Annotated in this window: 10 protein-coding genes; 6 read left to right on the forward strand and 4 right to left on the reverse strand. The window is 52.5% G+C overall.

Annotation, left to right across the window (positions count from 1 at the left end; genetic code table 11):
* Positions 1–78: 78 nt before the first annotated feature.
* Genes GSVR_RS04945 through GSVR_RS04970 form a run of 6 tightly spaced genes read left to right on the forward strand, consistent with a single transcriptional unit; the run spans position 79 to position 6,100 of the window.
* Positions 79–951, forward strand: a complete 873-nt coding sequence (locus tag GSVR_RS04945) for a protein-glutamate O-methyltransferase CheR (RefSeq protein ID WP_173201571.1) — start codon at positions 79–81, stop codon at positions 949–951.
* Complete coding sequence (locus tag GSVR_RS04950) at positions 948–1,526, forward strand: chemotaxis protein CheD (RefSeq protein WP_173201570.1); 579 nt, start codon at positions 948–950, stop codon at positions 1,524–1,526. Before GSVR_RS04945 ends, GSVR_RS04950 begins: the two co-directional genes overlap by 4 nt.
* Positions 1,454–3,358, forward strand: a complete 1,905-nt coding sequence (locus GSVR_RS04955) for a methyl-accepting chemotaxis protein (protein WP_173201569.1) — start codon at positions 1,454–1,456, stop codon at positions 3,356–3,358. Before GSVR_RS04950 ends, GSVR_RS04955 begins: the two co-directional genes overlap by 73 nt.
* A 33-nt stretch (positions 3,359–3,391) precedes the next feature.
* Positions 3,392–4,447 carry a chemotaxis response regulator protein-glutamate methylesterase gene (locus GSVR_RS04960; RefSeq protein WP_173201568.1) on the forward strand — a complete coding sequence of 352 codons (1,056 nt, stop codon included), beginning with the start codon at positions 3,392–3,394 and terminating at the stop codon, positions 4,445–4,447.
* Between the two features lie 16 nt (positions 4,448–4,463).
* A complete protein-coding gene (locus tag GSVR_RS04965; RefSeq protein WP_173201566.1) occupies positions 4,464–4,967 on the forward strand; it encodes a response regulator in 504 nt (167 codons plus the stop codon).
* Positions 4,968–4,969: 2 nt separating this feature from the next.
* A complete protein-coding gene (locus GSVR_RS04970; RefSeq protein ID WP_203978795.1) occupies positions 4,970–6,100 on the forward strand; it encodes a two-component system response regulator in 1,131 nt (376 codons plus the stop codon).
* 663 nt (positions 6,101–6,763) lie between these two features.
* On the opposite strand, the gene GSVR_RS04975 is transcribed toward GSVR_RS04970, so the two are convergent.
* The 4 genes from GSVR_RS04975 to GSVR_RS04990 all read right to left on the reverse strand — a co-directional run bounded on the left by GSVR_RS04975 (position 6,764) and on the right by GSVR_RS04990 (position 15,455).
* Complete coding sequence (locus GSVR_RS04975) at positions 6,764–9,796, reverse strand: response regulator (protein ID WP_203978796.1); 3,033 nt, start codon at positions 9,794–9,796, stop codon at positions 6,764–6,766.
* A gap of 588 nt (positions 9,797–10,384) precedes the next feature.
* Positions 10,385–10,729, reverse strand: a complete 345-nt coding sequence (locus tag GSVR_RS04980) for a hypothetical protein (RefSeq protein ID WP_173201560.1) — start codon at positions 10,727–10,729, stop codon at positions 10,385–10,387.
* A gap of 155 nt (positions 10,730–10,884) precedes the next feature.
* The gene (locus tag GSVR_RS04985; RefSeq protein WP_173201558.1) at positions 10,885–13,914 is read right to left on the reverse strand and encodes a hybrid sensor histidine kinase/response regulator; all 3,030 of its coding nucleotides are present in this window, start codon (positions 13,912–13,914) and stop codon (positions 10,885–10,887) included.
* Positions 13,915–14,033: 119 nt separating this feature from the next.
* Positions 14,034–15,455: a sigma-54 dependent transcriptional regulator gene (locus GSVR_RS04990; protein WP_173201556.1), complete on the reverse strand. Its 1,422-nt coding sequence runs from the start codon at positions 15,453–15,455 to the stop codon at positions 14,034–14,036.
* Position 15,456 lies beyond the last annotated feature (1 nt).

Here is a 15,456-nt window from a genome sequence, read left to right on the forward strand (position 1 = left end):
TCTGTGGTTAACAGATGTTGAGATTTGGCAGAGACGCTTCAACAAAGCAAGCAACAGATACCGCAACAGGTGGAGACTATGTCAGAGACAGCCGTAAACGATACCCCGCTGATGACGGATGAACTGTTCCAGCTCTTTGCCAAGTTCATCTATGACTTCGCCGGAATCCGGCTCAGCGACCAGAAGAAAACCCTGATGGTGTCCCGCTTCCAGAAACGGTTGCGGGCGCTGGGGCTCTCCAGCTATCAGGAGTATTACAAGAGGGTCAAGGCGGACGAGGATGAAACCATCATCATGCTGAACTGCATCTCTACCAACACCACCAAATTTTTCAGGGAGAATCACCACTTCGAATACCTGAGGGATACGCTGATCCCCAGACTGGTTGAAAGCCGGTGCCAGCAGCGGGAGATTCGCATCTGGAGCGCGGGCTGTTCGACCGGTGAGGAACCCTACTCCATTGCCGTTAGTGTGAGCGAGGCACTGCGGGAGCGCTTCCCCAATGCCGATCCCGATGATCCCTTTTGCGGCTGGGACGTTAAGATATTGGCCAGCGACATCTCCACCAATGTCCTCGCATCGGCCCAGCGTGGCATATACAGTATGGAGCAGCTTCCCGACCGGCTGGCGCCGGATTTTCTGAGGCGGCATTTCCTCAAGGGTACCGAAGCCCTTACCGGCGCGTTTGCGGTCAAGGATTTCCTGAAGCAGGTAGTCAGGTTCAGACGGTTGAACCTCAAGGATGCCACCTATCCGTTCACCAAGAAGTTCGACCTTATCTTCTGCAGGAATGTCATGATTTATTTCGATGATCCCATGAAAAATCACGTGCTGAACATGTTCCACAGGAATCTCAGTGACGATGGTCATCTCTTTCTCGGACATTCGGAGACGATGTTCAACAATGCTCTGTTCAAACCGGTCGGCATCACGGTCTATCGCAGATTATGAAGCGGATCATTCTGAACATAGGCGAAGTGGCCGTGTCGAGGGAACCTGTCCTGCTGGAGACCATTTTGGGATCGTGTGTGGCGGTATGCCTGTGGGATGGAGAGCGTGGTATTGGGGGGCTTAACCATTATCTGCTCCCCAGCGAGCAAACGGGAACTCAAAAGTCCACCATTTATGGCGGTACGTCCATCGACACCTTGGTGGAACAGATAGTTCATCTGGGCGCCGATATCGGTGCGCTGCAAGCCTGGATATTCGGGGGAGGGGCGGTTATTGACGCATTGGATGGCGTTTTCAATATCGGTGACGGAAATATTTTGATAGCCCGGGAACGGTTGCGAATCTACGGGATTCCCATAGTCGGTGAGCATGTGAGAGATACGAGCGGCATCCGGGTCGCACTCAGGACTGCAACGGGCGAAATAACGGTACGCCCGCTTGGAAAGGATTCACAAGCCATTGCCGTCAAGGGGGGCGCAGCGGCATATCAGCAGGTGCAGCCATGCAAGACATGCATCGTATGCGGGAGTTGTATAAAGCCGATGAATCGAAGAAAGGGAACCCTGAAGAGATGACCGGATACGACGACACTTTGTATGTGCAACAGAATTCCGCAGCCATCCTCGCCTCATGGCAGGATTCGCTGATAAACCCGAGCGTCATACTCAGAACTCTGGCCGGCACAACCGAGGACGAGTTCCTGCATATTGGTTCCCAGATGCAGAATTTTTACCAACGTTCGTCAGACATTACCGCCATGGCCAATCAGCTGGTGGATGCGGTCACCGGCCAGCAGATACGGCTACTGATCGATCGTTTTCGCCAGATAATGGCTGACATGGAGATTTATCTATCCGGTGCACGCAGCCAGAACCACAATAGCTGTGAAACACTTGAGCGCATCCCTGTCCTGCTCGAACAGGTTTCCCAGCCACTGGAGAGCTTCCGGAAGATGACCAAAACCCTGCGCATGCTGGGTATCTCAACCAAGATAGAAAGTTCCCGACTTGGCGACATGGGAAACGGTTTTCAAACCCTGGCATTGGACGTGGAAAAACTGTCCGAGCTTGTCTGCCAGAAATCGGTGAATATCCTGGAGCACCGCCATCAACTGTCAAAAACGATAGCCGCCGACCTGCAGGTGGTCCATGCCAGCGAGACGGCCCAGAACAGGGATGTGAGCGACATACTCGCAAAGACCTCGCGCAATCTTGAAGAGTTGGAGGGCGTCAACACCCGTTGCGGCACGCTCGGCAATTTGATCTCGTCGATTTCGAGAGATGTCACCGCCAACATCAGCGAGGTGGTTTCATCGTTGCAGATGCACGACATGACGCGCCAACAGGTTGAACATATAGTAGGGGCAGTTGAGCTGCTTTCGGCAAACCTACGGGATTCGACCGGCATGGCATCAACCCGGGAAATCCATCGTAAATTGATTATCGAGGCCGGTGATGTGTGCGAACTGCAGTCGGCACAACTACGCTTTGCGACATCGGAATTGTCAACTGCCGTATGTTCCATCGTGGACAATTTGCGCGACGTTGCTGCCAAACAGGCGTCGATGGCTTCAGAAATACTTTCCACAACGGGTCTGGTCGATTCCGGTGGTGGTTCCTTCATGGAAGCTATGCATCGAGGCATGGACACCGTGACGGCAGTTTTGACCAACTGCGCCGAGTCGGAACGCGGCATGTCCGCGACTCTGTCCCATGTGGCGAACACCATGCAGGAGGTCACCGGTTTTGTGACGGATATCGAGTCCATAGGATCCGAAATCGGTTTGATCGCGCTCAATGCCCAGATCAAGGCCGCGCATACAGGTCGAGACGGAGCGGCCCTAGGGGTTTTGGCTGAGGCAATAAAGCGTCTGTCTGTTGATGCCATCATCCAAACCGATACGGTATCCCAGATCCTGTTGCAGATTAACCAATTCACGCAGCATCTGTTACAGGAGGCAACCGGAGGGTCTGAGCAGCTGTCCCGAATAGCTGCCATGGAAAAGGAAATGTCCAATATTTTATTGGAGCTGGAACATATCAACAACGCCCTGATGGAGTTGTTGCCCGGGCTCGGTTCAATGATAGGCGCACTGGCCGATGACATTGAGCGGGTAACTGTGGGCATTGATGTGCATGAACGGGCTCAGGGCATGGCTGAACAGGTTGTGACATGCCTGGACACCATTGTCGCAGCGTCAAGGGAACTGGAACCTGCCAGCTCGGAATTCAAGAACAATCTTCGGCATATGGAAGAGCATTACACCATGCAGAGTGAACGGCATATCCATGAGGCCATCGCCCGCAAACGTGGTGGTGGCTCGTTTGCGCCGAGTACGTATATTCCGGAGACAGAGGCGGCGGCTTGTGATGCGTCGGAGTTTGGCGCCAATGTGGATCTATTCTGAAATGTAGCTGCTGCAAACACGCGAGGAGATTCTATGGGCAGCAAGATAAAGGTACTCGTCATAGACGACTCGGCGGTCATCAGGGCGATACTGACGGAGATATTGAATGAGGCTGACGATATAGAAGTAGTCGGTTCGGCGGCTGACCCGATTTTTGCAAAAACCAAGATTACGAGCCTGCAGCCGGACGTCATTACCCTGGATGTGGAAATGCCGCGGATGGACGGCCTGACTTTCCTTGATGAACTGATGCATACCGACCCGCTGCCGGTAGTTATGGTGAGTTCCCTGACGCAAAAATCATGCGACACGACATTGCGCGCCCTGGAACTGGGAGCGGTCGACTATGTAACAAAGCCGACTGTCGATATTTCGGAAGGGATTGCGGATCTGGCCGGCGAGATTGTCAGGAAGGTGCGGATTGCCGCAAAAGCCAGGATCAGACGGCAAGCATTGCCCATAGTGCCTCCGGCTATTCCGATTGCAAGGCCCTTTTCCGCACTCGATACCAGACGGATGGCCACAACTGACAAACTGATTGCCATTGGTGCCTCCACCGGTGGGACCCAGGCGCTCACCGAGGTTATCATGGCACTGCCGGCATCGGTACCCGGTGTTGTCATTGTCCAGCATATGCCCCCTCTGTTCACCAAGTCATTTGCCAAACGTCTGAACGAGATGGCTCGAGTTACGGTCAAAGAGGCGGAGCATGGCGATAGAATCTCCCGTGGGACCGTATATGTTGCACCGGGCGGCAAGCACATGTCTGTTAGCCGAAGTGGTGCCATGTACCATATCGAACTGTCTGATGGGCCGGCTGTGAATTTTGTGAAGCCTGCTGTTGATGTTCTGTTCAGGTCGGTTGCAAAGTATGCAGGGAAAAATGCGGTGGGGGTGATTCTAACCGGCATGGGTGAAGATGGCGCCAGGGGCCTGAAAGAGATGCGGGAGCATGGCGCATTGACCTTTGCTCAGGACGAGGCCAGTTGCGTGGTATTCGGCATGCCGAAGAAGGCGATCGAAATGGGAGCCGTGGACCGGATACTGCCGCTGAACCTGGTGACGCGCAACATCATGGATGCTGTATAGAGGAGGATGCCAGATCATGACCACCGATACTACAAACAGGCAGACGGTGCTCATCGTGGATGACACCCCAGAGGACATCCGCGTGTTGATGGAAACCTTGCGCCATGAATACTCCATCATCGTTGTCACGGGCGGTGAACGTGCACTTCAATTGGCCCATGCAGAACCGGTCCCCGATATTATTCTCTTGGATGTCACTATGTCGGGGCTGGATGGCTATGAAATCTGCACATGGCTCAAGTCCTTTGAAAAGACAAATCCTATACCTGTACTGTTTATAAACGCCAAATCCCGGGAGGACGATGAATGTACTGGTCTGGAACTGGGAGCGGCTAATTACATCCGCAAGCCGTTTTATCCTGTAGTCTTAAAAGCCAGGATCAGAAACCTTCTGAATCAGAGGGGGCATTTGGATGGAAAGCGAAACCAGAGAATTACGGCTGTCCTTGGAAATAAACTACTGCCTTGCCACCATGAACCTACGTTGAGCACTGGTCGGAATTTACATCAAGGAAAATGAAAATGAACAACATCATTCGCAAGAATAAAGTTCTTATCGTTGACGACTCCAACGTAAACGTACAAGTGCTTATGGAAACATTGCGCGACGAGTATGCCATAATCGTTGCCACGAGTGGTCACAAGGCGCTGCAGATGGCTAACCTCGAACCGCGGCCCGATATCATCCTGCTGGATATCAATATGCCCGAAATGGACGGCTATGAAGTATGCAGGAAATTGAAATCCGATAGCGCCACCGAGTCAATTCCTATTATCTTCATCACGGCCTTGTCAGAGAAGGATGACGAGAAGAAAGGTCTGGAACTGGGAGCGGTTGACTACATAATCAAGCCGTTCAGTCCGGATTTGGTGAGGGCCAGGGTGCGCAATCACCTCGAATTAAAGCGGCATCGCGATTTTTGGGAAGACCTTGTCCAGGAGCGAACGAGCGAATTGGCCCTTGTTCAGGATGCGGCCATTTATGGCCTCGGTATCCTGGCCGAATACCGCGATCCGGAGACAGGTCAGCACATCCGCCGCACCCAGCTCTACATACGACTGCTGGCTGAACGTCTGAAAGATCATCCCCGCTTCAAGGAATACTTTGATCAGCACTCCATTCGCTCTCTCTATAACTCGGCACCGCTCCATGATATCGGCAAAGTCGGCGTGCCGGATCATATTTTGCGCAAACCGGGCCCTCTTACGGCAGATGAGTTCAACCAGATGAAACTGCATACCATTTATGGCCGCGACACGGTGTCGCGTATCGGTAAGCTTATGAAAGACGACAAAATATCTTCGTTCCTCAAGTGTGCCGAAGAAATTACCTACACTCATCATGAGCGATGGGACGGCACCGGTTACCATGGTTTAGCAGGGGACGAAATACCGGTTTCCGGTCGACTGATGGCTTTGGCGGATGTGTATGACGCTCTGGTCAGCAAACGGGTCTATAAGACCGCTTATGCCCACGAACAGGCTTTTATGATCATCACGCGGGGAGATGGCCGAACATCCCCCGGTCATTTCGATCCCGACGTTTTACAGGCGTTTGTTGATGTGCATGGGGATTTTCGCGAGATATCTCTTGAATACCAAGAGAGCGCTATCAAAGCACTTTCCACCGGATTGGTTTGTTCACAATGGTAAGTGCCATGTCAGAAGGGGCTTTGAAAGCCGCCTGGACTTGTTTTTCATGTTAAAAGGTGCCCCATCTGATGAGCTCCTAACAGCCAGATGGGTTGCCGTGCTCTTCTGGTCTTCCTGCGGGAGTGTTCATTCATTCCCAGGTTAATTTTCGAGCCTGTGACTTCTGGTGCTTCGCTTCCCTGCGGGCATCTTCTCGGTCCAATTTTTCAAGAACAATGAAGGTTGTTATGACACCCGAGCTGGAGCAACGATCGAGGTATCGGTCCGGCAGTGGGAATATTCTTATGGAGGCGTTTTAGAAGTGGTCATAACACGTAGGGTTATAACTGATTGCTTGGGTGAGTTGGTTTCACTCGGAAGCAAGCTTTTCTACACTTGCTGATTGGAGCGAGCAGCAGGAATGGTGGAATCGATTCGCCAAGTTGCACAATTTTGAAACAGGTTGGCGTACCACCTACCGAGGAGATCCGCTTTATTTTGCATTAATGTTGTTCCGATTTGTTATTGAGCGAGGCAAAACAAAGTAACTCGAACTACAATGTCGTCCATGAGGGTTCTTTATGCAAGGATGAAAAAGCTGGAACACCGACAGTGCTATAGCTGATTGCTGACCTCTTTGACTGTGACAGCGTATGTCTTCCCGCTTCCAATGATAGGAAGCAATTATTGGTTGATTAATGCCTGCATAATTCCGCGGATACATCTCCGCGTATTTTCAATATCAAAATTGTCCATGTGTCTAGTAAGACTTTCAAAGGAACCTTCCAGGCTGGTTCCCCGCAGATGCTCTCCCAACTGTTTGAGCGAATCCAGTGCCTGTACCATATCCTTTTCCAGCAATGACGATATCTCATTGGCCAGGCAGGTGGCTCTGGCCGTATCAATGGGCTTGTCAGGCCGCTGCAACGACACTGGAACGGCAGAGGGCCTCCCGAATGCCGCCTCAAGGCCGTTGAGCACAATAGCAAGACGGCCTTCGAATTCCACAAGAAGTTGTTCCCACACATCATATTCATCAGCATCCAACGCTTTTTCCAGATCCGCAGAGGAAGCCATCAGATCTTCAGCGCCGACGCTGCCGGCAATGGATTTCATGGAGTGAGCCATTCTTGCAGCCCCCTCTCTGTCGCCCGCGGCAAGTTTTTCCCTGATTTTAGTGCAGGTATCTTGCTTGGTATTGAGAAAGCGGAGCAACATCTCGCGGTAGAACTCTCGGTTGTTGTTCAGGCATTTCAACCCGGTCTCCATCACAATTCCCGGCAGTGTTGCCGGCAGGCGGACGTCGTCGGCCGGCAGTTCAGTCCGTTGGGGGGGCTGTTGTTCAGTCGGTTTCGCGGCAATCCATTTGGCCAATACCATATAAAACTCACGGGGATCTATTGGCTTGCTGATGTAGTCGCTCATGCCGGCATCAAGGCAACGTTTCCGGTCGTGGGTCATGGCATGGGCGGTCATGGCAATGACCGGCAAATGGTTGCATGCCGGTTCGGCCCGGATCAGCCGGGTGGCCTCCCAGCCGTCCATCACCGGCATCTGGAGATCCATCAGCACGGCATCGAACGATCCGCTCCGCGCGAGTTCAAGGGCTTCCCTGCCGTTCCCTGCTACCGTGACCTCCGCCCCTGCCGAGTTGATGAGACCGGTCGCCACCTGCTGATTAAAATCGTTGTCCTCCACCAGGAGCAGGTGCGCTCCCCGGAAATCGACGGAGTGAGCAGCCTTGAGCACGACACCCGGAAGGGGAACCTCCTTGCCGAACGCTGTCATGATGGCATCGAAGAGCGACGACGGGGAGACCGGTTTGGCCAGGTAGCCAGCAAAACCGTCGGCCTCGCCCCTGCTGCGCACCTCATCGTTACCATAGGCCGTGACCAGGATGATGGGGGGGCAGGGCGTGAGGGAACTGTTCCTGATCAGACGCGCCGTCTCGAACCCGTCCATATCCGGCATTTTCCAGTCGAGAAGCACCAGGTTAAAGGGGCGGGTGGCGCGTGCCGATTGGAGGGCATGCAGGGCCTCGGCTCCCGACGCCGCCAGGGTGGCCTCGAAGCCGAGCTTGGTGAGCTGTTCGGCAAAGATGTCGCGGGCAGCCGCACTGTCGTCAACAACCAGGACCCGCAGCTCGGGCACAGTCTCCGGATTCCGTGCCGTAGCGGCATCGCCGATACCGAAGGCCGCGGTGAAGAAGAATTCGCTCCCTTTGCCCGGTTCGGATTCCACCCAGATCTCGCCATCCATCAACGCCACAAGCTGACTACAGATGGCCAGCCCCAGGCCGGTTCCGCCATGGCGCCTCGTGCTTGACGTGTCGACCTGGGTGAAGGGGGTGAACAGGTTCGCAAGTTGCTCGGCGGTCATGCCGATACCGGTGTCCCGGACCGAGAAACGCAGGGTGATCCGCCCGTCGGTGCGGTCAGCCTGTTTTACGGTTACCAGGACGATCTCCCCCTGCTCCGTGAACTTGACCGCATTGCTGCAGAGGTTGATCAGTACCTGGCCGAGGCGCAGGGGATCGCCCACCAGCGCAGGCGGCACGTCGGGGGCAACGCTCAGCATGAACTCCAGCTCTTTTTCGTGGGTCTTCATGCCCACGACAGTAGTGACCTTGTCCAGCACCTCCTGGAGGATGAATTCGCCCTGCTCCATCTCCAGCTTGCCGGCCTCAATCTTGGAAAAGTCCAAAATGTCGTTGATGATTCCCAAAAGCGACTCGGCGGCAAACATGGCCTTGCCCAGGTACTCCATCTGTTTGGGGGTCAGCTCCGTTTGCAGGGCCAGGTGGATCATGCCGATCACGGCGTTCATCGGGGTGCGGATCTCATGGCTCATGTTGGTTAGAAACTCGCTCTTGGCACGGTCGGCGGCCTCGGCTGCGTCCCGGGCCTGGCCCAGATCCGCGTTACTGACCTCAAGCTGGCTGGTACGTTCCCGCACCCGCTGCTCAAGCTCCGTGTTCAAAGCCTCCAACTGCTTTTGTTTGACGGCCAATCCCTCTTCAATTCGTTTACCCTCAGTAATGTCACGAACGATCTCTATGGCGCCGGTTCGCCTCCCTTGCTTGTCATAAAGAGGCGCCGCAACCTCCCAGATATGAACGTCCTGCCGGCCATTGAGAGCGGCAACGGAGGATTCGGCATAGAGCACCTCCCCTTTGGATCGGACATATGCATACTTTTCTCCTGCTTCGGGATTGCCGGCATCAAGTGCATCGATCAGAGTTGGGCGACGTTCCCCATAGAATGCCACCCCATATTCGTAGTCCCCCTTGTCAATAACCAGGTTTTTCGCTACTCCGGTCAACTCTTCGATGGCATGGTTCCAGGCTACGACTCTCCCGGCGGTATCAGTAACGAACATTGCATCAGGGATGAATTCGATGATATCGTTCAGGCGGCTGTTGAGAATCTCCAGTTCTTTGCTGTTTTTCCTGACATATACCATGACAATTACGGACATGACGAAAATCACACATGTCAACACGCTGAACGCCAAAGAGGAATACTTCAGACTGCTCAAGGCGCTGTCTTCGGTCTGTTTGGCATGTTCATCGATCAAGCGCACCAGGTGGTCGATCTGTTGCCGGTGGGCACGATAACTGCGGGCAAGCGATGTCAGTAGTATCCGTCCCGCGGTGGTGCGATCTCCTTGCAACAGTGCCGGGAAAAACACCGTGAGGGCGTCATGGTAGAATTTCATTGCCGGTTCATAACTGTCCTCAAGGAGAATTTTCCTGATCTCTCCCTTGGGTAATTCCTTTTTCCAAAACTCATGACGCTCATCGAAATCTTTTTTCAATTTTTTGAATTCATCAAAATATCGCTGTATTTCAATGGGATCTTTTGAATCAACAGCCAGCTGTGTGATCAGATACGATTCGAGTATGTACATCGGAGGGGGTAAAACATCTGCGGCAAGATCTTTGTCCTGCATGATGCTTTTATAAATGGGACCGGTTACCCTCACATTATTGATGGTTTCCGTTGAAGCAACGTAGATTATGCCAATTCCCAGCAGGACAAATATGCTCATGAAAAACAGACGGGAATCTTTGCGCATAACGAGCTCCTGACTCAATTCAAATTCAACAGGGGTATCATTCCAATCTGAATCCGTATTCAGGCTACATCCATATCAGGCCACCTGCCTGATATTCTCACTCAGTTGATTCATGTCGACCGGTTTCTGGATGTAGTGCATCCCTTCCTCCACAATACCTCGCTGCGCCACAATATCGGCTATTCAAAGCTCATGATGGTATCGGTAAAGTCGTACTTAGTCCCTCTGCTATTTGAAGACGGACAGGCGCCCCAGCGCATCGGCTTCGCTCCGCAGCACCATCTCCTGGCTTGTACTCAATTCCATGAGCTTGACGGTCATGCCGTTATTGCTGTGTTTACTCATGGTCCGGATTATGTCGATGCACAGTCCTTTGGGCGTACCGTTCTCAAGATAGTTGATCGGAGGATAGCTCTTGTCGGCGGCAAACAGGATCGTCTGGCCGGAAGCAGCGGCCGTAGAATGCGGAAGGGCAAAGGAGAAGAACAACAAGATGAGGGGGAGAACAACGGCGCAGGGAGTCGCAGTTTCTGTCCCAAACCTGCCATTATGATCGAATCCCGATTGGCGCATGGTCTTACGTGAAGTCCTCCCGGGTTGATTGACTTGCTCAGGTAATCATCGTTCATGCCGGCATCGAGGCAACGCCGGTCCTGCGCCATGGTATGGGCCGCAAGACGAGAAATTAAAGGGATAGGGATAGGGTGGTACGCCGTACCAGCGAAATGCTATGAAACTAGTAGCTGCCCGATTTTATCATTAAGTTGCTTCATATCCAGCGGCTTTGAAATGAAATGCATTCCTGACTCGACAATCCCGCGCCGGGCGACCAGATCCGCAGTGTAGCCGGACATGAACAACACCTTGACCCCCGGCTTGATCGCCCTTATCCGCTCAACCATATCCCTGCCGTTTATTCCCGGCATTACCACGTCGGTCAGGATCAGATCAAAGGCTTCATTCTGTTCACAGAACGCAAGTGCCTTCTCCGGCGAGTCCGCCTGGATAACCGTATATCCTATCTCCTCCAGTAATCTGGTCGTAGACCAGAGAAGCATCTCCTCATCCTCAACCAGTAGTATCCTGCCTGTTCCGCTAAGCGGCGCAGTAGCCACAGTTTCCTCCGGCTCTGCTTCCTCACGCAAACGGGGGAGGTAAATCTTGAACACCGTACCCTGTCCTGGCTCGCTGTACACATTTATGAATCCATTGTTCTGTGTGACGATGCCGTAGACGGTAGCCAGGCCGAGACCGGTCCCCTTGCCAACTTCCTTGGTGGTGAAAAAGGGCTCGAAGATATGCTTGATGGTCTCACGCTCCATGCCGCAGCCGTTGTCGACTACGATCAACTGGACGAAATCGCCGGGGTGAGCATCGAGGTGATGATGGCTGTAATCATCGTTGATGCTCACATTGAGGGTTTCGATGGCTAGGGTGCCCCCTTCCGGCATGGCATCGCGGGCGTTGACCGAAAGGTTTATCAGTATCTGGTGCACTTGCGAGGGATCGATCATGACGGTCCAGAGGTTGCTGCCAGGCTTGAAGGTGAGCTTGACATCCTCGCCGATCAGCCGTCCCAAGTTTTTCTCGGACTCAAGAATCAGCATGTTGAGATTGATCGGTTTAGGCTCAATGACCTCTTTGCGGGAGAAGGCCAGAAGCTGGCGGGTGATCTTGGCTGAACGTTCCGCTGCCTGCGTTATCATCTCCAAGTTTCGCCGGAGATCCCCGTCTTCAGGAACCTTTAAAAGAGACAGGTTCGCAGTCCCCAATATGACGCTCAACATGTTGTTGAAGTCATGGGCGATGCCGCCTGCAAGCCGCCCGATGGACTCCATCTTTTGCGCCTGATGCAATTGGGATTCAAGTTTTAATTTCTCTTCCTCATGCTGTATTGTGGCGGTGATATCGGAATTGATACCGAGCATACGCTCCGCTGAGCCATCGACCCCTTTAATGACTAGTCCATTTGCTTTGATATGCTTCAAGTCTCCGTTCGGCAGCAGGATGCGAAATGTTGTGTCATAAACGTCGTCTCCGTTGAGTGCACCCTGATAGGCAGCTATAGTTGCGTCTTTGTCGTCAGGGTGCAATCGGTTGATCCACATGTCAATATCCATTGGATTCGATCCAGGTTTCGTTCCATACAGTTCGAACATCTGATCGTTCCAGATCATTATATTGTCTCTGACGTTCCACTCCCAAATACCGAGCTTCGCCGAGGAAGTTGCCAAGTGAAGACGCTGGGAAAGCTCCCGCATCTTTTTCAAGTCCTGATGGCTTTTCGTGATGTCTTTTCCAAAAACAGAGATTCCGAAAGTTTTATTGCCATTTGTCAACGGATTGAAACTCAACTCCAAGATCATGGTGCCATCGACAGTTACATACTCGGTGGTATAGCTTCCTTTTTCCAGTGCAGCGCGGTAAAAATCATGCCATGTTTGGATTTGTTCTTTCTTTGAAAAGAGAACATCAGGACACATGCCAATTTCAAGCCGAATACCCCTTGTTTTGAAAAAAACTTGTTCGATGCTTTTGTTGAAAGAGCATAATCCAAATGAACCTGATTCAACTGACCATATGAAATCGGTTGTGCTGTCGATGACTCCGTTCAGTAATGCCTGTGTTTCGGTAAGCGCTCCTTCCGCTTTTTTTCGTTCGGAAATCTCTTCTAACAGTTGTTGGTTTATGACTTCGAGGTCATCGCTGTGACGTTCCAGTGCCTGCATCGTTAGCGTTTCTTGCATCCTCCTTTTATAAAACATCCACGCAATGATAATTATGAAAAGTGTGAAACTGACCAACAGCAACAGCGCTATGGCAGCTTCTTTTTTCCAGGGGGAGAGGTAGTCCTGAGTACTTTGGGCAACGGAAACGTAGAAAGGGTAGCCGTCGACTTTGCGATAGCTGATAGTTCGCTCAATCTTGTCAAAGCCGGATATGGCGGTATACGACCCTGACTTCGGATCTTTTCGGATCATTTCGAGAGTTTTGGGGGAGAGCTGTTTTGAGCCGACCTGCTCGCGAACCGAGCGTTGGGGGTAACGGACCAGCAATCCTAGGTCTTGGTCACGAAAGGTAATGGACCCGCCTTGGCCGATATCGATGTGCAAAAGCAAATTAGAGAAGTAATCGACAAATCTGAGAGAACCGAACGCCACCCCCGCGAACGAGCCGTCCGGATTGCTAATCCGCTTGCATGCAAGGATCGACCATTCTTTGGTGATGCGACCCATTACCGGCTTCGAAATAACCAATCTGCTCCCTTGACTATGGAGCAGCCGAGAGAAATATTCGCGATCACTGATGTTGACCGGCTTCCCCGGTAGAAGTTTGGTTCCCCACCTGACGTTACCCGCCGCATTAGCCACCCAGATTTCTTCAAGTTCCGGGAATTGGGAATGTTGTTCTGCCATGTACTGATTCAATAAACGATCATTAATTTCATTGTTTTCCAACTGCCTCTCTGTTTCTCTGGCTAGGGAGTGCAGAGCAACGTCAATTTTGTTCAAAACACCTATTACGCTAATTTCGAGGGCTTGAGCAAGATTCTGTGTTGCGACAGAGGCTTGCGCCATGTACTGTTGATGATTTTGGTAAAGCGAAAACCCCACCAACGAATAAACGAAGATATTAACAAGCGAAACGAGGACAAATAACCGAGTAGCAAGTTGTTTTGATTGAGACATATTTGTTGCAGCCACAGAATTTTTGCCAAGAACTGGTTCCTGATCTGCGCCGTTCAACTTTGATTGCATAAAATCACCGGAAAATGAAGGGTTAAGTTCAATTTCAGGCGACTTTAACATAGTAAAATAAATTGTAAAAATGATTTTAATTATGGGACTTTGGCGGTTGTAATAAATGTGGCATGAATTTAAGCTGTTTTTTTCTTGCGGGTGAGACGATTGTTAAAAGCTGTTCGGGTTAGCCCCAGTAACGATGCCGCCACACCCTGATTGCCGTTTGCCAAGGCAAGCGCCCGCTCGGTAAGGAGCTCCCCAGCTTCCTTGAGTGTCGGAAAGCCCTGAAAGACCACGCATGTTTCTGATGTTAGAGCGGATGGCGATGGCGAGTCCTCAGGAGCGGTTCCCACTCCGATCTTATCCCTGAAGACCGCCAGGGAGAGCGGACCGGACGTGTGTTGGGCAACGGCATCATACACCATGGTTTGGAACTCGCGTACGTTGCCGGGGAAGGAATAGGTCGAGAGCAGGCTCACCAATGCTTCGGGATAGCGGGGTTTTTTCTTGTGTAGCTTTGTTGAAATGAACTCCAGGAAGTGTTCCAGAAGCAGGGGGATGTCCTCCCGCCGCTCCCGGAGCGGCGGAATGTGGCACACGTGTGCTCCAAGCCTGAAATAGAGATCGTTGCGGAATTCACCGGCAGCGATCATCGAGCGCAGATCCCGGTTGGTGGCGGCGATGATCCTGGTGGCGGAGCGTTTGGCCACATCAGAGCCAAGAGGATAGTATTCATGTTCCTGCAGCAGGCGGAGCATTTTGACCTGTGAAGCGGCATTCATGTCACCGATCTCATCCAGAAAAAGGGTGCCGTTTTCGGCGCGGGTGATGAATCCCTCCCGCGCCTGGTCAGCTCCGGTATATGCGCCTTTGCGATGACCGAAAAGGGAGTCGGAAAACATCAGGTCATCCAGGCCGGCGATGTTGACTGCCACGAAGTGCCCTTTTCTACCGCACAGGTCGTGAATAGCTTTGGCAAACAACTCCTTGCCCACCCCGGTTTCTCCGGTGACGAGCACCGGCTGGTCGGAGCAGGCCACCGATTCAAGGTACTGGAACAGGGCCCGCATCCGCTTGTTCTGGGTGACAATCGGCGCAAAGACCGCCTCGTGCTGTAATTCGCCGGTCAGCAGGTGTTGTCTCAGGGAATTGACCTCGCTCCGCAGCCGAAATACTTCCAGAGCTCGGGTCACACTGGTGATGAGCCGGCTCTTTTCGATCGGTTTCAACAGATAGTCGAAGGCCCCGCTCTTCATGCAGTCAACAGCCACTTCTATCGTATTGGCCGCTGTCACGATCAGCACCGGGACATTTGGATAGGAGTAGGTGATCTTCTGCAGGAGTTCCTGCCCGGTAATGCCGGGCATATGAAGATCAAGCACGACCAGAGACACCTCTACCGTTTCCAGAAACGGCATGACCCTGGTGCTGTCGCTGATGGTGTGGATCCGGGCAGTAACAGCCTTTTTCAGCATGATTGCGGTGCTGAACAGTATTTCTTCCTCATCGTCAACCAGAAGTATTGTCTGATGATTGACGGAATCCTTCGCAGTCATG

It is taken from the genome of Geobacter sp. SVR (assembly GCF_016865365.1).
Lineage (GTDB): Bacteria > Desulfobacterota > Desulfuromonadia > Geobacterales > Pseudopelobacteraceae > Pelotalea.